The organism is Lignipirellula cremea (assembly GCF_056501455.1).
The window spans coordinates 825599-843698 of sequence record NZ_CM151415.1 but is presented as its reverse complement, the minus strand read 5'-3'; the positions used below and the strand labels follow the sequence as shown (position 1 = coordinate 843698).

Here is an 18100-nt window from a genome sequence, read left to right as displayed (position 1 = left end):
CTCTCCTCCGGGTGCCACTGGCTCCGCCAGTGCTTTTCCGGAGGCAGGATCGCGCGCGTTGGACGACTATTCCAGCTTCGGCACTGGCGGAGCCAGTGGCACCCGAAACTCTTCGTTCAGCCTGACGAATAAGGCTCGATCGACTACCACGCGTACGTTCCGTCCGCCCCCGCTCAAGGCTTCTCCGGCAGCTTGTGCAGCGGCCCGGCGAGCTTGAACACGTGGGCGTCTTCGGACTCGTCCCGGAGGAGTCGTGCGACTTCCTGGGGATCCTGCGTCGATTCGACGATCCGGGCGATCCGTTCGCGTTCCCGTTTCATGCACCCCGCGACGTACCGCACGAGAGCGCCCGACGTCGGCACCCCCCGAAGTTCGCCCAGAGACCGTTTGATCGCTGCGTCAGACCAGTCCACCGCGCTGCCTGCCTTCCGTTCGCTTAACCGATTCGCCGCGAGAGTTCTCGTGAACGCCGCGGCCTCCGATCGTCGTCAGGCCGCCTGACCTGTCGCTCCCGATCGGAAGCCCGCCATCTTAGTTCGTCGCGGCCGCTCGTTCCCGCAGGGCGAATCGCCCGATCCGCCGTCGTCTCCGGGCTCTCGTCGACGATCATCGCGACGATCCGCCCCCTCCCCAATGTTCTGCGTTGTACTGCTGCGATCCGCCGCGAACGATGGAGAGCGTGTCCCACCGATCGCCGGCCAAAATCCGGGCGACCATCACGATCTGCCCGATGTGGTAAGTCGTGTGGGCGAGCGACCGCTGCATCGCCTTCGGAACCGACTGCGGCTCGCCGCGAATGACCACCGTCTTCGCCAGGTCCTCCGCCGTCAGGCTTCGCAGCGACTCGAACAGGACGCTCCACCCCTTCTCCCAATACGCCTCGATTTCCGCGCGGGTCGCGAACGCGTCGACGAACTCGTCGTCCCGGTTCCGCCAGGGCTTCTCGCCGTCGGTCGTCAGGAAGTCGGTCCAGCGGGAGATCAGGTTCCCCGCGACGTGCTTCATGACGACGGCGATCGAGTTCGTGTTCCCGTCCAGCGCCCTCCTCAGGTTCTCGTCCGACGTCTGCGCGATCGCCTTATCCGCCAGCTTCTTGTTCGCCTCCCACGCGTCGAGGGCAGCGTCGACGAAGAGGAGGTTGGGAGAGTTGAATTCAGTCATCGTTCGTCGTTCGATCTTCCCGGCGAGCGGGGGATGCAAATCCCCCGAGTCTTCGTAGGGTGGGTCATTGACCCACCTGCAGCTTGGATCGTTTGGCTATTCAAGGTGGGTCAATGACCCACCCTACGGACTTGCGTCAATCATTGCACGCTCCAGGATTCACCTTGCAACACGCTTGAGCGAGACTCCGAAAACACACTCTCCGAATGTCGCAAGCGTCATTCGCGAGCGCTCCGGGATTCCCTCGTTCGCCTTCAAAATCCGTCCGTGCGAGAACGCGTATGCGTCATAGACACGCCCTTCCACCTGCATTGCCTCCTCGCACGACTTGGAAGGCAAGAGGACGACACAATGCGCTTCGCTCCGCAGCACTTCGTTCTCCGCTGAGGGAACAAAGTGATCGCAGATTCGTTCGTGAAGATCGGACGCGTGACCGACGTAGATCAGCGAGCCGTTGCGGTCGTAGACGAGATACGCACCCGGTCCGCGGAATCCCGAAGAATAGACTGCGCGCCCCGTCAACTCGGAAAGGTTCTTTTCGACCAAATCCGACCACTCATATCCCTGACTCTCGAGGACATACACGTGCATCCTGCAAATCCTTTCGTACGACTTCCTGTCGAGGACAAACCATAGGCCTGCGGCCTAAACACGCTCCGAAAACAGCGTTCGCTCAGTTGCAGCCACGTAAACAGATCCGCGACGAGCCAACTTCTGAACCGTCGGCTTTCGCCAGTATTTCGTCTCGATCATGCTCCGTGAGAAGCACTTGAAGGGCAGGCCGCTAGCAAGCGACGCCACCTTGGCTGCTGTCGGCGCAGCGTCGTTCTTGTGCATCATGCGGTACACGAAATTGTCAATCGCGTTGCTGAACACCCTCGCTTCGGTGATGTACTCACAGCCGCAGTAGAACTCGAGTTCTTCGCTCGCATCGAAGGCTGCGACTGCCTCCATCTCGCCGCCGGCTCTGCAGCCTGCGATGAAAAGCGTACCGCCGGGAGCGATTGCGTTGTGTTCGTCGAGATGACGGACCAAGTCGTAAACCAGGATCTCAGAGTTTCCCTGCGAATCTTGTAGGTACGGCCGAGCGTAATGAGAGCCCGCGTACACGAGCCTGCTCGGATGCGGATAAAGTTTTCGCCTGATGCTGACTGGCGCCCGCAGTTGCTGAGCATCATCGATGCGCAACAACGTCTCCGAACCCTGCGATGACTTCTCTTCCCGTGCATGCGGAAGAGAGTCGTAGATTGCCTTCAGCGACGTCTTCAGCGGTGCGATGTCGTAGCGAAGAAGAAGTTGCTCGACCTCCTTCAATTCGCTACCACGATCGTTCAGGCCGTCGATGACGAGCCCATGATGGCCGGGTTTTATCGGATCCCTTTATCACGAAAGTGAGGACACTCGCACCATCAGGACTGCAGCGTACCCCTATGAACGTCGACCTACCTCCGCTACTTCACGACTGAGCGTGTAGCGCCTCTACACGCTCAGTCTTCCATGCCAGGACTGCGTTACTGGCACGCTTCGCAGCCCGGGTCATCCAGCAGGCACTGCTTGACCTCGGTGGGCGGCAGTTCGCCCTGATCGAGGGGGGAGGAAGCCGAGCCGGAAGAGGCCGTCGGCGGGGCGGCCTGGTTGCGGACGACCTGGATGTCTGCCGAGGCGCTCTGGCTCTTCATCCACCGCGGCTGGATGCCGAAGCGGTTGACGTCGATGGTCGATTTCTCCACCTGCGTCGCCGCCAGCGTGCGGAGGTAGTAGGTCGTCTTCAGACCCTTCTCCCACGCCAGCATGTACATGTCGTGCAACTTCTTGCCCGACGGATGCATCATGTACAGGTTCAGCGACATGCCCATGTCGATCCATTTCTGGCGCCGGGCCGCACACTCGATGAGCCACTTCGGATCGATCTCGAACGCCGTGAGGTACTTGGCCTTCAGATCGTCCGGCAGGCCCGGAATCTCGCTGACCGACCCGTCGTAGTACTTCAGCGCGTCGATCATGTCCTGGTTCCACTGACCCAGGTTCTTGAGGTCCATGACCAGGTCGCGGTTGATCTGCGTGAATTCGCCCGACAGGTTGCTCTTCACGTAGAGGTTCTTGTAGTGCGGCTCGATCGACTGCGAGACGCCGATGATGGTGGAGATCGTCGCCGTCGGCGCGATCGCCATCACGTTGCTGTTCCGCATGCCGTGTTTCGCGACCGCTTCGCGAGCGACCGACCAGTCCATCGTCGACGAACGATCGAGGTCGATCTTCACGCCGCGCTCCTGCTCCAGCAGGTCGATCGTGTCGATCGGCAGCATCCCGCGGTCCCACTTCGACCCGGCGTAGGTCTGGTAGGGACCCCGTTCCCGGGCGAGATCCGCCGAGGCCAGGATCGCGAAGTAGGAGATCGCCTCCATGCTCTGGTCGGCGAACTGAACCGCCGCGTCGCTGGCGTAGCCGACGCCGATCGCGACGAGCGCGTCCTGGAAGCCCATCAGCCCCAGCCCGATCGGACGATGGCGGAGGTTGGAGTTCTTCGCCTCTTCGATCGGGTAGTAGTTGATGTCGATGACGTTATCGAGCATCCGGACCGCGGTGCGGACGGTCCGTTCCAGCATCGCGAGGTTGAGCTTCCCGTCCTCGACGTGCAGCTTGAGGTTGATCGACCCCAGGTTGCAGACGGCGACCTCGTCCTGGCTCGTGTTGAGCAGGATCTCGGTGCAGAGGTTGCTGGAGTGGACGACGCCGACGTGATCCTGCGGCGAACGGACGTTCGACGGATCCTTCCACGTGATCCAGGGATGGCCCGTCTCGAACACCCGCGTCAGCATCTTCCGCCAGAGGTCCATCGCCGGCAGACGGCGGAAGAGCTTGATCTTCCCCTCGTCGGCGAGGCGTTCGTATTCCTCGTAGCGGGCCTCGAACTTCTTGCCGACCAGGTCGTGCAGGTCGCGGACGTCGCTGGGGTTGAACAGCGTCCACTCGCGGTTCTCGCGAACGCGCTTCATGAACAGGTCGGGGATCCAGTTCGCCGTGTGCATGTCGTGCGTGCGGCGGCGATCGTCGCCCGTGTTCTTGCGCAGGTCGAGGAACTCCTCGACGTCGAGGTGCCAGCTCTCCAGGTAGGAGCAGACGGCGCCCTTGCGCTTGCCCCCTTGATTGACGGCGACCGCGGTGTCGTTGACCACCTTCAGGAAGGGGATCACGCCCTGGCTCTGGCCGTTGGTGCCCTGGATATGGGCGTTGGTGGCGCGGATGTTGGTCCAGTCGTTGCCCAGACCGCCCGCCCACTTGGAGAGCTTCGCGTTGTCGCTGACGACCTTGAAGATGTGCTCCAGATCGTCGGAGACCGTGCTCAGGTAGCAGCTCGAAAGCTGCGGCCGCAGCGTGCCCGAGTTGAACAGCGTCGGCGTCGCAGAGATGAAGCGGTGCGTCGAGAGCAGGTCGTAGTACTCGATCGCGCGAGCTTCGCGGTCGGCCTCGTTCATGGCCAGGCCCATCGCGACGCGCATCCAGAAGTACTGCGGCGTCTCGATCCGCTTCGGACCGACGTGGATCAGGTAGCGGTCGTAGATCGCCTGCAGACCCAGATACTGGAACAGGCCGTCCCGCTGCGGCTGCAGCGCGGCCGCGATCTTGTGCAGGTTGTAAACCTTCAGATCGGGCGACAGGCGACCCGCGGCGATGCCGGCGTCGAGATAGTTCGCGAAGCGATCGCGATAGATCGCGTCGAGCGAGAACATCGACGGCACCGAGCCGAGCGCCTCGCGATAGACGATCATCAGCATCAGCCGCGACGTGACGACGTCGTACGCCGGGTCGCGTTCGATGCGGGTCCGCGCCGCGAGCACCATCGCCCGCTGGATCTCGTCCATCGTGATGCCGTCGAACAGGGTCTTCAGGACCTCGTCGCGGATCTCTTCGACGGAGCAGACGTCCTCCAGTCCCTGGCAGGCCTCGGCGATCAGCCGTTCGATCCGCTTGGGATCGAGCGGACGCTTCGTGCCGTCGGGCTGCGTCACGAACAGCCGCGGACGTTCCGCCAGTTCGCTCGGCGCCGGATCGCGCAGCGCACGAAGCTTGGCGTGCTCGGCCCGGTAGACGATGTAGCGCCGGGCGACCGAGTAGTGGCCGCGACGCATCAACTGCATTTCGACGAAGTCCTGGATCTTCTCGACGTCGACGCCCTGGTCGCTGCCGGCGGAGTTGGCGACCTGTTCCAGCACGACGCGCGAGAGGTCGGCGATTTCCTTCTCGACCCCTTCGTCCAGAATCGCGTCCGCGGAGAGACCCTGGTCGGCGCGGAAGGCCTTGCGGAGCGCCTTCTCGATGCGCTCGACGTCGAAGGGCACCACGCGACCGTCACGCTTGCGAACGAGCCATTCCTGCGTCGTTTGAACCAAAGACATGCAGCCGATCCTTCGTGAGAAATCCAAAACGTCGCGATGAAGAAGAACGTGCCGGCGCAGCAGGGCGCCGGGCGGATGTACGGGGAACGATCGAACTGCCGGGATTCCGGCGCCGGGACATCGTCCGTGAACGGAGCTTCCTGTTCGATTCGACGACCGCCGGACTGGCCCGACCTTTCGATGGCGCCAGACAGAGGACGACCGTTTGCGTTCGCTCGGCCTTCCAGGCTTACGAACGCGCCCACGCGGCCTTACTTGACCGCCGGACAGACCTTATGGCGAGAGAGCCTCGCCCCTGCCGACGTCACCTCTGGACAAGCGTTTACGCTTCCCGAGGCATTCGGTCAGTTATCGCAGTATACAGTGCCGCCAAACACGTTCAACCACAACATATAGACTGCTCATCGGGTCGTCCAGATTGAAAAAAGTCGATCCTTCGCGGCCGTTTCGGCATTTGCGACGGGCGTGGCGCAAGGTCGGCCGGCCGGGCAATCTGGAGGGGAGCAGACTCTTGTGGTCCGTTGGAGAGCGAATGAAGTCTTCGAGCGCTTTCGATGAAAGCGCCGTGAAGCCAGCGCCGCGACAGCGCCTCAAAAGTTACCCGGCTTTCCGCCGGTCGCCCGTCGAAAGCAGTCGTCGAACAGCAACCGCCACTCCTCCCGAGCGACCTGCCGGGCGAAATCGGCGACCGGTCCGCCCTCGCGATAGCCCCTCTCGCACAGGTCGACGAAGGCGAACGCGTCCCACGCCGGTTTCGCGACGAGCGAGCGGATCTCGGAGGACTTCGCGAACTCGGGCGCCGCCGCGATCCGACGCGCCTCGGCAAGCAGGTCGCTTTCGATCGGATGCGTTCCCGCGCGACGGAACCAGTACTTCGCGTTGCCGAAGTCAGGCTCCCGGCGATGCATGATGCCGTGGAGGTAACTGCCCGTCGCGGAACCCTCCTCCTGGCTGATTTCGTGCGATTCGTCGAGGCAGTCGCGATGGAGCAGCAGGGCCGACCGGCAGAGATTCGCGTAGGCCCGGTCTTTCACCGCATGCGGTCGAAATAGATCCTCGTTCGACAGGCCGCGAAGTTCGGCCGCGAAGCCCGAATCGGGATGACCCGGCCCTAACTCGGGCAGTTTCTCCCGATCGATCCAGGCGTCGAGAGCAGGGGAGTAGTTCGACATCGCGGAGCACGCAAAGACAGGGGAATGCGGCGGACATGGAACGACTTCGTATCCTAACGTCCGAATCGAACCAGCATGGCCGCCCAGCTTCGCGATGGGGGCATGGCACACGGGCCAGGGAACGGCCGCGGAAAATCAGCCGGCCCGCAACGCCGAACCTTTTGCGGTAAAGGGCTTACAGGTACACTGTTGCGTTTGCCGGTCTTGTTCCGATCGGCGCTCTTCGCGCTCGCATCGCCGGGCATCGCGACCCTGATCGCGACCGCCTGTCGAGGTTCCTTCCGCACGCAGTCATGACCGACTCGCAGACTCCCGACGACGCTCTCCAGGGCCAGACCTCTCCGGCGGAACCGCAGGCGACGGAACCCGCGGTCGAGACGACGCCCGCGCCCGCTCCGATCGAGGCGCATGTTTCTCCTGCGGAGACGCCCGCAGCGGCGACGCCGTCGGAGGGGCAGCCGTCCGAACTTGCGGAACGCGCCGGCGAAGCGGCGGCCTCGGTCGTGATCGCCGCAGTCGGCGCCGCACAGAACGTCGCGCAGGCGGCGGGCTCGGTCGCCGGATCGATCGCCCACGCGGCGAAAGAAGCCCTGCTCGCCCGGGCCAAGCCGAGCGAGAAGCCGGCGGAAGCGAAAGCGGAACCTGAGCAGTCGAAGAAGCCCCCCGTCGTTCCGAGCGCGGCCAAGCCCCGTCCGCCCGAGCGCGTCTCCGTGCCGAGCCTGCGTCGCAAGGACGACGATCTCGAAGCGGAACTGGAAGGAATGATCGGCGAGGAACTGTCCGAGACGCAGAACCTCGACGCCGTGCTGCGACCGGCGGGAGAAGAGGGAAAGAAGGTCGGCAAGCCGCTGGAGATCGACGAACGGATCCGCGGCATCGTCCATCGCGTCTTGGAAGAGAGCACCTTCTTCACCCTCGGGTCGTACGAAGGCTTCGCTCCCACGCGGCAATTCAAGAAGACGCCCGAGCCGGGCGAGATGCTGGACGTCGTCGTCGTGGGCTACCACGAAGAGGACGGCATTTACGAAGTCACGATCCCGGGCGCCGCGGTCAGCGTCGAGGACTGGTCCGACCTGCAGGTCGGGCAGCTCGTCGACGCGAAGATCGTCGGCACCAACACGGGCGGTCTGGACGCCTCGGTCAACAACATCCGCGGCTTCGTTCCCGCGAGCCAGATCAGCGTCGGACGGACCGAGGACTTCAACCAGTACCTCGGCAAGAAGCTCCTCTGCGAGATCACCGAGGTCAATCCGGGCCGCAAGCGCCTGGTGCTCTCCCATCGCCGCGTCGTCGAGAAGGAACTCGAAGCGCTGAAGGAAGAGAACTTCAAAACGCTGGAGGTCGGCCAGGTCGTCGAAGGGACCGTCACCCGGGTGCAGGATTTCGGCGCGTTCGTCGACATCGGCGGCGGAGTCGAGGGCCTGCTCCACATCAGCAAGCTGAGCTGGGATAACGTCAAGCATCCGTCGGACGTCGTCTCCCAGGGCCAGAAGGTCACGGTCAAGATCGACCGGATCCAGGCGGACAAGGGTCGCATCGGGCTCTCGCTGCGCGACATGCAGGACAACCCCTGGGACAACATCACGGAGAAGTACGCGGTCGGCCAGGTCGTCGACGGCGAAGTGACCAAGATCATGGACTTCGGCGTCTTCGTGAAACTGGAATCGGGCATCGAAGGCCTGATCCACGTCTCCGAAATCGCCCACCATCGCGTGCTGCAGCCGCGCGGTCACGCCAAGATCGGCGAACAGGTGCAGGTCAAGGTTCTGGCGGTCGAGCCGGACAAGCGCCGCATCTCGCTGTCGAAGAAGGCCGTGATGGCCGCGCCGACGCCGAAGGGGGGCGAGAAGAAGAAGGAAGACGAAGGCGACTCGCCCGCCGAACGGACCGTCAAACCGGTCGCCGGCGAACTCAAGGGGGGACGCGGTTCTTCGGGCGACGGCGAACGCTTCGGCCTGAAGTGGTGAGACCGGGTCGCCTTGCTCGACCCGCTTCTGCCGACGAATGATTCATGCGGCGATCGCCCCTGTCGACGACAAGTCGAAGGCGGTCGCCGCTTTTTTACGCGCACGAAAGGCGCCGCGCAGGTCCGATGAGTGACGCTCCGACGCCGTTCGATTCGCCGCAGGCTCCCGAGTTCCCGAGCGGAGGGCGTCAGCCCTCCGAAGTTTTCGACTCTTACGCTCGGCCCGGACTCGGGGGGTTCACGCCCCCCGCTCAGGGAGCCAGGCGCTATCCGCGCGTCTGGACGGTCTTCGTCGCGGCTCTGATCGCGCTCGTCGTTCATATGGGAGCGTCGGCGCTCATCTCCAACGCTGCGGCCCTCGTGACGCTCGGTCCCGCAGGGCTCGAGCGACTCGCGGACGAAGAAAGGGCGTTCGAGGCGGAGCAGGCGAACAAGGCCGAGAACCCTGCTTCCGAAACCGCAGCCGAGAGCGCTGAAGACGGAGACGCGAAGAGCGCCGCGAAGCCGAAGAAGGAACGGAGCCCCTTCGAAGCGTGGATGATCTCGTTTGCGAAGACGCCGATCGGATTCGCCGTCGTGATCCTGCCGGGGCAACTGGCGTTCCTGGGCGTGACGCTGCTGTTCGCGTTTCTGTCGCCGCAACCCTGGCGCGAACGCCTGGCGATTCGCTGGCCGCGCGAACACTGGGTTCTGTGGGTCCTGTTCGCGCTCTCGACGCCCGCGACGGCGCTGATCGTCACGGTTCCGCTCTCGCAGTTCGTGACCGCCGAAGACAGTCGCACGCTGGCCGACTTTCAGGAGATCTTCTCTTCGGGCGGCGCGGTCTTCTTTCTGCTCACCGTGCTGGGCGTCGCGCTCATGCCGGCGCTGGCGGAGGAGTTCCTGTTCCGCGGCTACGTTCAGTCCCGGCTGCTCAGGGCCTGGCCCGCGTGGGGGGCGATCCTGACGTCGTCCGTGCTGTTCGCTGCCGCGCATATGGATCCGATCCAGTCGCTCGGCGTGCTACCGATCGGGATCTGGATGGGGATCGTCGCGTTCCGCACGAACAGCCTCCTCCCCGCGATCGCCTGCCATCTGGTCAACAACACCTACGCCCTCGTCGCGATGCGGCTGGCATCGACGTTCGCGGACCAGGATCCGGAGAAGATCGACCTGACGCGGTGGGAGCCCTGGGCGGCCATCCTGGTCGTGCTGTCGTCGATGTTCTTCTTCGCCGTCTCGGGGCTCTACCTGCTGGCGACGGGCATCCTGCGGGAACTCCGTTCGAGCCCGCCCCCCTTACCCCATCCCGAAGCGCCCGATCCGAATGCGGACGCCCAGGCCGTCCAGTTCGTTCCGACCGCTGCGGAGCCCGCGGGGGTCGAGTTCCTTTCCGACGTTCGTCCCTACCGGGCGCCGCGCGACAACGACGACGCGCCTTACGCCATTCCGGTCGACGACCCGCTCCGCGAGAGCGACGGCGACACGACGAACGCTGACGACCGATGACGGAACCTGAACGCGATCGGCGCTTCGTGCTGCTGCGGCATGAGTTGCCCCCCTCGTCCGATCGGGCGTCGCACTACGACCTGATGCTCGAGCGTGCCGACGATCTGTTCACCCTCGAACTAGGCGAAGCGCTCGCGCCCGGCGTTCCGCAATCGGCGCGCGAGCTGGCTCCTCACCGGAAGGCGTATCTCGATTACGAAGGCCAGGTCTCTCGGAATCGCGGGGAAGTGCGAGCTGTCGATCGCGGCAGCATGACGATCGCGATCTGGAACGACGCGACCGTTGACGTCGAACTCTGCGGCGCAGCGTTGCGGGGTCGACTGACCCTCGCGCGAGAAGCGCCTCACGGAGGATCGCCCGCCTGCTGGCGCGTCGACTTCAGAGCGTCCTGATCAGGTGCGGTGCGCGGGTCGACACCCGCATCGTAGGGCCCCCCTCGTGCTCCTCGGGAAGTACGATGCCCCGTACGATCAGACGGTCGGCCTCGACCACGATTTCGGTCGGTCGCAAGCGCCTTCCGTCGCGAACCTCGAACCCGCCGTCGGGGAGTTCGGATTCCGCCGAAATGGAATCGGTCGCCGTCTCGGCCTGAATGGGCCACTTGATCCGGGCGATCGACTTCTCGATGCGTTCCTTCGCCCAGTCTAGCGGGAGCGACAGCCGCCCCGAGCGGACGTCCGTCAGTTGGGCTTCGACCTTGCCCGTTTCGGCGTCGATCGAGACGCGCAGCTCGCCCGAGAGCACGGACGCGAAGCGCTTGTCCTGGTAGCGCACGGCGATCTTCGCCACGCCTTCTTCGAATTCGACCCGGGGGTCGCTGAAGGGCGCCCGGCCCTGCTTGAGCAGTTCGGGCCCTTCGGTCGCCAGCCAGGCGTTCGCCTGGTCGTCGGTGACCGTCCATTCCCAGGTGGGCGGGGCCTCGGTCGCCTCTTCCGCGGGCTCGACGATTTCGAGCCGCTTAAGAGACTGCTGGACCTCGGCGTGCAGCTCCTCCACCTTCTCGGGAGAAACCTGCAGCGCCTCCTGATAGAAGTCAGGGGTCTGCTGCGTCTTCCTGTACGCATCGAACCCGAGCCAGACCGCGATCGCCAGCGCCAACGCCAGCGTCACGGCTCCGACCCGAATGACTGCTTTTCTCATTCGCATCGTCGGTCCTCCCGCCGTTCAATGTTAGGCAGGAGACGAACTGCGTCAACGTCAGTCGCATTCGCCACCGACGATGCGTAGACAGCACAAGCGTCGTCGTATTACGCCCGCGTCAGCTTGTGGAACGCCTCGCGCAGGGCGTGCGTTACGGGGCCGGGCTTGCCGTCGCCGATCTGGCGCTGATCGACTTTGACGACCGGGATCACCTCGGCCGCGCTGCCGGTGAGGAAGCATTCGTCAGCGACGAAGACGTCATGCCGTGTGAGCGGGATCTCCTTCGCGACGATTCCCTGTTCCCGCGCGAGATCGAGGATCGCGTTCCGCGTGACGCCTTCCAGGATCCCGGCGTCGAGCGGCGGAGTGAGGAGTTCGCCCTTCTTCACGAGGAAGATATTGTCGCCCGTGCATTCGGCGACCTCGCCCTTGAGGTTGAGCATCAGCGCCTCGACGCAGCCCGCCTGCAGGCCTTCGATCTTGGCGAGGATATTGTTCAGATAGTTCAGCGACTTAATCCGCGGACTGAGCGCCGCCGGGTGATTCCGGACCGTGCTGGCCGTGATGATCTCCAGCCCCTTCTCGTAATACTCTTCGGGATAGAGCGAGATCTTGTCGGCGATGACGATCACCTGCGGATCGCTGGTCCGATTGGGATCGAGGCCCAGCGACCCGGCTCCCCGCGTGACGACCAGGCGGACGTAGCCGTCAGTGATGTTGTTCCGCTTGACCGTTTCGTTGACGGCGTCGGCCATCTCCTGCTTGGTGATGGGGATCGTCAGCCAGATCGCCTTGGCCGACTCCCACAGCCGGTCGAGATGCTCCTCCAGACGGAAGACCTTGCCGCCGTACGCCCGGAGCCCCTCGAACACGCCGTCGCCGTAGAGCAGTCCGTGATCGTAGACGCTGATCTTGGCCTCTTCTTTGGGGAAGAAGCGACCGCTGATGTAGATCTGGAGCGACATGCGGAAAGAGCGGCCGACAGGCCGCGACAAGTGGTTACAAGGTCGACCGACAGGCCGCACAGAGGGCGAACGGCGACGAAGGAGCGACGTTTCGTGGCGGAGCGCTTTCCGCCGGAACTGGCTCCCGGCGGAAACGGGCCATTCTAGTGAGCGAGGCCCCTCCGCGCAAGTTCGCGAGCGTCGACCGTCGGCTGAAAAGTCGAGGGGATCGCCTGAAGTCGCCGCTTGACGACGCAGGTGGGCGGCTGCGGAGCCGTAGAGCCGGGGTAGCGCTGGTTGTCTCAACCAGCGTCCGCGAAGCGGATCGGAGGCCGCCACGGCGAGCCGGAATCCTCGCGGCAGGGCGGGTCGAAGCGTTCTCGCGAGAGATGGCGGCGATCCTGCGCCGAGCTCGCTTTGAGGCCTCCGACGGGCTGCGCCCGCGCCGGTTGAATCAACCGGCGCCACCCGGCGATGCTTGCGTTCAGCCCGTTCGAAGACGGCCTCACCCCACGCGCACTCTGCCTTCGACCAGTTCGACCGTGCGGTCGGCTTCGGCGGCGAGCTTCGAATCGTGGGTCACCATCACGACGGTCAGCCCGTCGCGGTGCAGATCCAGCAGCAGGTCCATGATCCCGCGACCCGTCTGCACGTCGAGGTTGCCGGTCGGTTCGTCCGCCAGCAGCGCCTTAGGCTGCAGCAGCAACGCCCGGGCGATGGCCGTCCGCTGCATCTCGCCGCCGGAGAGTTCCTTCGGGCGATGCTTCAGTCGGCTGCCCAGGCCGACCCGTTCCAGCAGTTCCTGCGCACGCTCGCGCAGAGCCTTGCGACGCGACCAGTAACGGAACAGCCCGTCCCGGATCATCGTCGGCAGCAGGACGTTCTCCAGCGTCGTGAGCTCGGGCAGCAGGTGATAGAACTGAAAGACGATTCCGATCTCGCGATTGCGAAAGCGGTCCTGCTCTCGTCGGGAGAGTTCGTCGATCCGCTTTCCGTCGAAGGTGATCTCCCCCTCGTCGGGTCGATCGAGCGTTCCGAGCAGATGCAGCAGCGTCGTCTTGCCCGAGCCGCTTTTGCCGACGATCGTGACGAATTCGCCGTCCGCGACGGAGAAGTCGGCGCCCTTCAGGACGGCCGTTTCGAGCTTTCCCTTGCGGAACGTCTTCTTGATTCCGCGAGCGCGGATCAGCGTCGAGCGCTCGGTCGCACGGCGGCGCAGCTTCGGCGCGCCGGGCGTCTGGCTCGGCTTGTCGATCGCGCCGGCGATCGAAGGCTCGATGACGGCCGAGGAGCGATTCATCGCGGCTGGCCGCTGAACGTCGAGACTACTCATACCGCAGAGCCTCCACCGGACGGAGTCGCGCGGCTCGCAACGCCGGCAGAACGCTGGCCGCGACCGCGATGGCGACGGCTCCGCTGCTGACCCACAGGATCATGAAGGGCTCCATGATCGTGGGGATCTCCTGAAAGTAGTACACGGTCGGGTCGAAGACCTCGCGACCGGTGATCCATTCGATGACCTTGGCGATGTCGTTGATGTACGCGACGAACAGGATGCCGAACACGGCGCCCGCTCCCGCGCCGACGACGCCCAGGATGAAGCCGTAGCCGAGGAAGATGCTCATGATGCCGCCGCTGGGCGCTCCGAGCGCCTTGAGCACGCCGATGTCGCGGGTCTTCTCGACCACGATCATGAAGAAGGTCGCGAGGATGCCGAAGCCGGCGACCGCGATGATCAGGAACAGCAGGATGTTGAGGATCGTCACCTCGATCTGCACCGCCGAGAGCAGCGGCCCCTGGATCTCTTTCCACGTCTGAATGCGATACGGGAACTTCTCGGGCGGGAAGCGCTCCTGCAGCTTGGCCTGAGCCACTTCGAGCGAGGCGCCGTCGCGGAGCTTGATCAGGACCGACGTCACGGCCCGGCGCCCCGACAGCGGATCGATCATGCCGCGGAGATCCTGTACCTTCTCGATGTCGACGAACGCGATCATCGAGTCGTACTCGTACATCTTGCTTTCGTAGAAGTCGGTCACCGTGAACCGCTCGTACGTCGGCTTGGGAGGCGTCGCGGAGGTGAAAAGGCTCACCGAGACGTCGTCGCCGGGGCGGCACAGAAACCAGTCGAGCGCCTCGCCCGTTTCGGGATGACGCTTCTTGGTGCTGACGACCGAGATGCCCAGCACGATGCCCGACCGCTGCGTCTTGGCCGGATTGAAGAGCGCCCGCCTGGGAGCGTTCGAGGCGGTGAACGGATCGACGGGCAGTTCGCCGGAAGGGACCTCCGTCGCGGCGATCGCGATCGGGTTCGTCGGGTCGAAGTCGCCGATCGCCTGTTCGACGTCGACCGTCGGGGGAGCGATCTCGCCCTCGCTGAAGATCTCAGGAACCGTTCCGGCGTAAGCTTCTTCGTCCGCCAACGCGGCGTCCGACGTCGCTTCGGCGTCCATCTCTTCGATGGCCGACCACGTCCGGCGGTAGTTCCATCCGCTGGGGGGGAGGCGTTCGGGATAGCCTTCTTCCTGCAGGTCGAAGCTGAACTGCTCGCGGTTCTTCTGGTTCAGCAGGAACTGCTCGAAGTCGCCGATCTCGCCGTAGCTGTTCTTGTCGATGCCGACGACGACGATCTGCTGCGTGAACGACGAACCGCGATGGTTCAGGTGCAGCAGGCCCGGCACGCGGACGATCGGGGTCATGCCCACGACGTCGTCGCCCAGGCAGTCCTTGATCTCGGCCATGTGCCAGTTCGGATCGGGGATCCCTTCGAAGCCGGGCGCCTCGAAGGTCAGATCGGACAGCACGCCGTTCAGGCGGAGGTTCATCTCATGGACGAACCCTTCCATAACGCTGTTGACGACGATCAGCGTCATCACGCCGAGCGTGACGCTGACGATCGACGCGAGCGCGATGTAGCGCGTCCTCAGATAGCGCCAGGCGAGCAGGAACTTGTACATCTTCCCTTCCGTGGGAGAGACCCGCGATCCTTCGCGAGGCGTTACCTATCGGGCGGCGCGGTTCACTCTTCCGGGCGAAGCACCGGGAACAGGATCACGTCGCGGATCGACGGCGAGCCCGTCAGGAGCATTACCAGCCGGTCGATGCCGATCCCGAGACCGCCCGCCGGGGGCATACCATACCGGAGCGCCCGCACGAAGTCATAGTCCATTTTCGCCATCGAATCTTCCGCCGACATGCCGGCGAGTTGCGTCCGGAAGAGCTGCTCCTGCAGGTCGGGATCGTTCAACTCCGTATAGGCGTTGGCCAGTTCCATCCCGCGGACGTACAGTTCGAACCGCTCGGCCACCCGGGGATCGGACGTCTTCCGCTTCGTCAGCGGGCAGATCGACGCCGGATAGTCGGTCACGAAGATCGGGCCGACGAGCGCGTCTTCGACCTTCTCCTCGAAGACGTTGCTGATCAGCACGTCGGGGTGAACGCCCTCGACGTCGAAGCCGATCTGCCTCGCGATGTCGGCGACTTTCCCCTCGTCGTGCGGCGCGATGCCGACGTGCTGCTCGAAGAGTTCGAAGTAAGTCTTCCGCTGGAACGGCGGCGTCAGGTCGATCGTCACGCCGCCCCATTCGACGACCGGGCTGCGACCGATCGCGGCCAGTGCGTCGGCGACGATCGCCTCGGTCAGGTCCATCATCGATTCGTAGTTGCCGTAGGCCTGGTAGACCTCCAGCATCGTAAATTCGGGGTTATGCCGCGGGCTGAGCCCTTCGTTGCGGTAGACCCGCCCCAGTTCGAAGACCCGCTCGATCCCGCCCACCATGACGCGCTTCAGGTGGAGTTCCAGCGCGATCCGCAGGTAGAGTTGCATGTCGAGCGCGTTGTGGTGCGTCACGAACGGACGCGCCGCGGCGCCCCCCGCGATCGCGTGGAGCGTCGGACCCTCGATTTCGACGAAGCTCTGGCCATGCAGCGTGTCGCGGATCGAGCGGACGATCCTGCTCCGGTCGAGGAACCGCGGCAGCGCATCCTCCGAGTACGCCAGGTCGACGTACCGCCGGCGCTGCTTCAGATCGGGATCGGTCAGGCCCTCATGCTTCGCGGGCGGAGTCTCCAGCGACTTGGCGAGAAAATGCAGTTCCTCGACCAACACGGACAACTCGCCCGTGTTGGTGAAGAAGAGGGTGCCGTCGGCTCCGACCAGATCGCCCAGATCGACCTGTTCGGCGATCTTCCAGTTCCGCTCGCCGACCTGCGTCTGGCCGATGAAGAGTTGGATCTTGCCGGTCCAGTCGTGGATGTCGACGAAGTGGAGCTTCCCCTTGTCGCGGCGAAGTTGCACGCGCCCCGCAACGCGGACCTTCGGGCCGACGAAGTTCCCCTTGCCGACCTGTCCCTTCCACGCCCGCATGTCGAAGCCGGGCGCCTGGAAATCGGGAAGGGGGACCTCCGCGTCGCTTCCCTCCAGCACGTAGCGGATCTCTGCCGAGCGGGTCCGGGCGTCGGAGATCATCGACCGATCGTCGAAACGCCTCCCCCAGGGATCGACGCCGAGGTCCTCGAGGCGCGCGAGCTTCTCCCGCCGGGCGGCTTCGTATTCGTCGATTCCTGCAGGTCGGGCAGCGGTCGCGTCGTCAGACATGCGTAAAGTCGCCAGGTGAGCGCCGGATTGATAGACGCAACGCTTTTCTGCTGCGCCGTTTACGACAAAGAGGGCCTTGCCGCGGAAGAGTTCATTCTAGGGGAACCTGCCTTCCCCCTTCCAGACGGCTACTCGCCTCCGCGACCGGGCCGATTCCAGCCGAAGGTTCTTGCACCGCAAGGGCTTGGAGTACAATCGGACCGGGGCACGCATCCTCCTTCCGACCCGCAGAATCAGCCCGTTCGTCACGAACAGGACGCGGGGCAGGCGAGGACGAAACGCCGGTTACCGGCCGGGAAGGCGCAGCGGACGAACATGAACGAGCGTATACTCACCTTCGGGCTAACCGGCACGCGGCGCACGGCGCTGGCGATCCTGCTGATCGCGGCGGCCTGCTTCGGTTCGGCGCAAACGGCAGAAGCGAACTTCGGCCGTACGGCGCGGATCGAGAACGATACCTACGCTCTGACGCACGCGGGATGGACTTACGCCTACTGGGCGTTCCAGAACGACCTGAACGATCCGGATCTGGCGCAGGGTTATATCTATGCCCAGGCGGCGCTCGACTACGCGGACTACCTCTGGAACACGGCGTACTACGGCTACTTCGACGGCACGGTCAGCTGGCGAGCCTATCGGGCCAACTGGCGGATCCAGATGACTTACTCCTACTACGCGTCGTACTACGAAGAGCGGGCGCTGAAGACGGCGTACTCCGACAACGCCTACTACGGCTACGTCTATCTCTACTACGCCTATCTCTCGTCGTACTACACCTCCTTCGCGCAGGCGCCGTACGAACCGAAGCTGACGCAGGAGTTCCGGAAGCTGCTCGCCCTGCACAACGGCGACCGGGCGAGCCTCGGGTTCGAGCCGCTGACCGTCGATCGCGACCTGATGCGGATCGCCCAGAATCACGCGGACTGGATGCTGGCCAACGATACCGAGTCGCACTTCGGCCCGAACGGTCAGACCGTGCAGCGACGCGCCCGACAGGCAGGCTACCGCTTCACGAAGATCGCCCAGAACGTGCTGGGCGGCTACGCGACCGCGGAAGAGGCCTTCGCCGTCTGGCATGCCCGGACAACGGGCGAACAGAACAACATCCGCGACCTGAAGTGGGATCACGTCGGCATCGGCGTCGCCGGCACGGGAACCGATCGGTACTGGTGCGTGGTGTACGCGACGAAGCGGAACTGATCTCGTAGGGTGGGTCATTGACCCACCTGAAGCGTTGG

At 64.4% G+C, this 18100-nt stretch carries 15 protein-coding genes; 4 read left to right on the top strand and 11 right to left on the bottom strand.

The window, feature by feature from the left end:
* Positions 1 to 173: 173 nt before the first annotated feature.
* From SH602x_RS03315 to SH602x_RS03290, 6 genes are all read right to left on the bottom strand, one after another.
* On the bottom strand, positions 174 to 413 hold the full coding sequence (locus tag SH602x_RS03315) for a hypothetical protein (RefSeq protein ID WP_479475453.1): 240 nt from the start codon (positions 411 to 413) through the stop codon (positions 174 to 176).
* A gap of 193 nt (positions 414 to 606) precedes the next feature.
* Positions 607 to 1161: a DUF1572 family protein gene (locus SH602x_RS03310; protein ID WP_479475452.1), complete on the bottom strand. Its 555-nt coding sequence runs from the start codon at positions 1159 to 1161 to the stop codon at positions 607 to 609.
* A gap of 159 nt (positions 1162 to 1320) precedes the next feature.
* Entirely contained in the window at positions 1321 to 1752 is a 432-nt protein-coding gene (locus tag SH602x_RS03305; RefSeq protein WP_479475451.1) for a GIY-YIG nuclease family protein, read from the bottom strand.
* 54 nt (positions 1753 to 1806) lie between these two features.
* Positions 1807 to 2475 carry a hypothetical protein gene (locus SH602x_RS03300; protein ID WP_479475450.1) on the bottom strand — a complete coding sequence of 223 codons (669 nt, stop codon included), beginning with the start codon at positions 2473 to 2475 and terminating at the stop codon, positions 1807 to 1809.
* A 197-nt stretch (positions 2476 to 2672) separates the two neighbouring features.
* Positions 2673 to 5558, bottom strand: a complete 2886-nt coding sequence (locus tag SH602x_RS03295; protein WP_479475449.1) for a ribonucleoside-diphosphate reductase subunit alpha — start codon at positions 5556 to 5558, stop codon at positions 2673 to 2675.
* A gap of 590 nt (positions 5559 to 6148) precedes the next feature.
* Complete coding sequence (locus SH602x_RS03290; RefSeq protein ID WP_479475448.1) at positions 6149 to 6730, bottom strand: hypothetical protein; 582 nt, start codon at positions 6728 to 6730, stop codon at positions 6149 to 6151.
* A gap of 293 nt (positions 6731 to 7023) precedes the next feature.
* Between SH602x_RS03290 and SH602x_RS03285 the strand changes: the two genes are divergently transcribed.
* The 3 genes from SH602x_RS03285 (at position 7024) to SH602x_RS03275 (ending at position 10576) form a co-directional block, all read left to right on the top strand.
* On the top strand, positions 7024 to 8697 hold the full coding sequence (locus tag SH602x_RS03285; protein ID WP_479475447.1) for a 30S ribosomal protein S1: 1674 nt from the start codon (positions 7024 to 7026) through the stop codon (positions 8695 to 8697).
* 125 nt (positions 8698 to 8822) lie between these two features.
* Positions 8823 to 10184 (top strand): CPBP family intramembrane glutamic endopeptidase, encoded by a 1362-nt coding sequence (locus SH602x_RS03280; RefSeq protein WP_479475446.1) that lies wholly within the window; start codon positions 8823 to 8825, stop codon positions 10182 to 10184.
* A complete protein-coding gene (locus SH602x_RS03275) occupies positions 10181 to 10576 on the top strand; it encodes a DNA polymerase ligase N-terminal domain-containing protein (RefSeq protein ID WP_479475445.1) in 396 nt (131 codons plus the stop codon). Before SH602x_RS03280 ends, SH602x_RS03275 begins: the two co-directional genes overlap by 4 nt.
* Here SH602x_RS03275 and SH602x_RS03270 read toward each other — a convergent pair.
* The 5 genes from SH602x_RS03270 to lysS all read right to left on the bottom strand — a co-directional run bounded on the left by SH602x_RS03270 (position 10563) and on the right by lysS (position 16862).
* A complete protein-coding gene (locus SH602x_RS03270; protein ID WP_479475444.1) occupies positions 10563 to 11330 on the bottom strand; it encodes a hypothetical protein in 768 nt (255 codons plus the stop codon). The two genes, SH602x_RS03275 and SH602x_RS03270, sit on opposite strands and share 14 nt — an antisense overlap.
* A gap of 101 nt (positions 11331 to 11431) precedes the next feature.
* A complete protein-coding gene (gene ilvE, locus SH602x_RS03265; protein WP_479469894.1) occupies positions 11432 to 12289 on the bottom strand; it encodes a branched-chain-amino-acid transaminase in 858 nt (285 codons plus the stop codon).
* Between the two features lie 484 nt (positions 12290 to 12773).
* Positions 12774 to 13568, bottom strand: coding sequence for an ABC transporter ATP-binding protein (locus SH602x_RS03260; RefSeq protein WP_479475443.1), 795 nt, complete (start codon positions 13566 to 13568; stop codon positions 12774 to 12776).
* 25 nt (positions 13569 to 13593) lie between these two features.
* Positions 13594 to 15222 carry an ABC transporter permease gene (locus SH602x_RS03255; protein WP_479475442.1) on the bottom strand — a complete coding sequence of 543 codons (1629 nt, stop codon included), beginning with the start codon at positions 15220 to 15222 and terminating at the stop codon, positions 13594 to 13596.
* Between the two features lie 62 nt (positions 15223 to 15284).
* The gene (gene lysS, locus SH602x_RS03250) at positions 15285 to 16862 is read right to left on the bottom strand and encodes a lysine--tRNA ligase (protein WP_479475441.1); all 1578 of its coding nucleotides are present in this window, start codon (positions 16860 to 16862) and stop codon (positions 15285 to 15287) included.
* Between the two features lie 315 nt (positions 16863 to 17177).
* On the opposite strand from lysS, the gene SH602x_RS03245 reads away from it, so the two are divergent.
* Positions 17178 to 18062, top strand: coding sequence for a CAP domain-containing protein (locus SH602x_RS03245; RefSeq protein WP_479475440.1), 885 nt, complete (start codon positions 17178 to 17180; stop codon positions 18060 to 18062).
* Positions 18063 to 18100 lie beyond the last annotated feature (38 nt).

What these genes read in the sequence shown, in the direction of transcription:
- SH602x_RS03280 (WP_479475446.1), top strand. Translation starts at nt 8,823, where the DNA reads ATGAGTGACGCTCCGACGCCGTTCGATTCGCCGCAGGCTCCCGAGTTC.
- SH602x_RS03260 (WP_479475443.1), bottom strand. Translation starts at nt 13,568, where the DNA reads ATGAATCGCTCCTCGGCCGTCATCGAGCCTTCGATCGCCGGCGCGATC.
- SH602x_RS03295 (WP_479475449.1), bottom strand. Translation starts at nt 5,558, where the DNA reads ATGTCTTTGGTTCAAACGACGCAGGAATGGCTCGTTCGCAAGCGTGAC.
- lysS (WP_479475441.1), bottom strand. Translation starts at nt 16,862, where the DNA reads ATGTCTGACGACGCGACCGCTGCCCGACCTGCAGGAATCGACGAATAC.
- SH602x_RS03275 (WP_479475445.1), top strand. Translation starts at nt 10,181, where the DNA reads ATGACGGAACCTGAACGCGATCGGCGCTTCGTGCTGCTGCGGCATGAG.
- ilvE (WP_479469894.1), bottom strand. Translation starts at nt 12,289, where the DNA reads ATGTCGCTCCAGATCTACATCAGCGGTCGCTTCTTCCCCAAAGAAGAG.
- SH602x_RS03305 (WP_479475451.1), bottom strand. Translation starts at nt 1,752, where the DNA reads ATGCACGTGTATGTCCTCGAGAGTCAGGGATATGAGTGGTCGGATTTG.
- SH602x_RS03255 (WP_479475442.1), bottom strand. Translation starts at nt 15,222, where the DNA reads ATGTACAAGTTCCTGCTCGCCTGGCGCTATCTGAGGACGCGCTACATC.
- SH602x_RS03310 (WP_479475452.1), bottom strand. Translation starts at nt 1,161, where the DNA reads ATGACTGAATTCAACTCTCCCAACCTCCTCTTCGTCGACGCTGCCCTC.
- SH602x_RS03290 (WP_479475448.1), bottom strand. Translation starts at nt 6,730, where the DNA reads ATGTCGAACTACTCCCCTGCTCTCGACGCCTGGATCGATCGGGAGAAA.
- SH602x_RS03270 (WP_479475444.1), bottom strand. Translation starts at nt 11,330, where the DNA reads ATGCGAATGAGAAAAGCAGTCATTCGGGTCGGAGCCGTGACGCTGGCG.
- SH602x_RS03245 (WP_479475440.1), top strand. Translation starts at nt 17,178, where the DNA reads ATGAACGAGCGTATACTCACCTTCGGGCTAACCGGCACGCGGCGCACG.
- SH602x_RS03285 (WP_479475447.1), top strand. Translation starts at nt 7,024, where the DNA reads ATGACCGACTCGCAGACTCCCGACGACGCTCTCCAGGGCCAGACCTCT.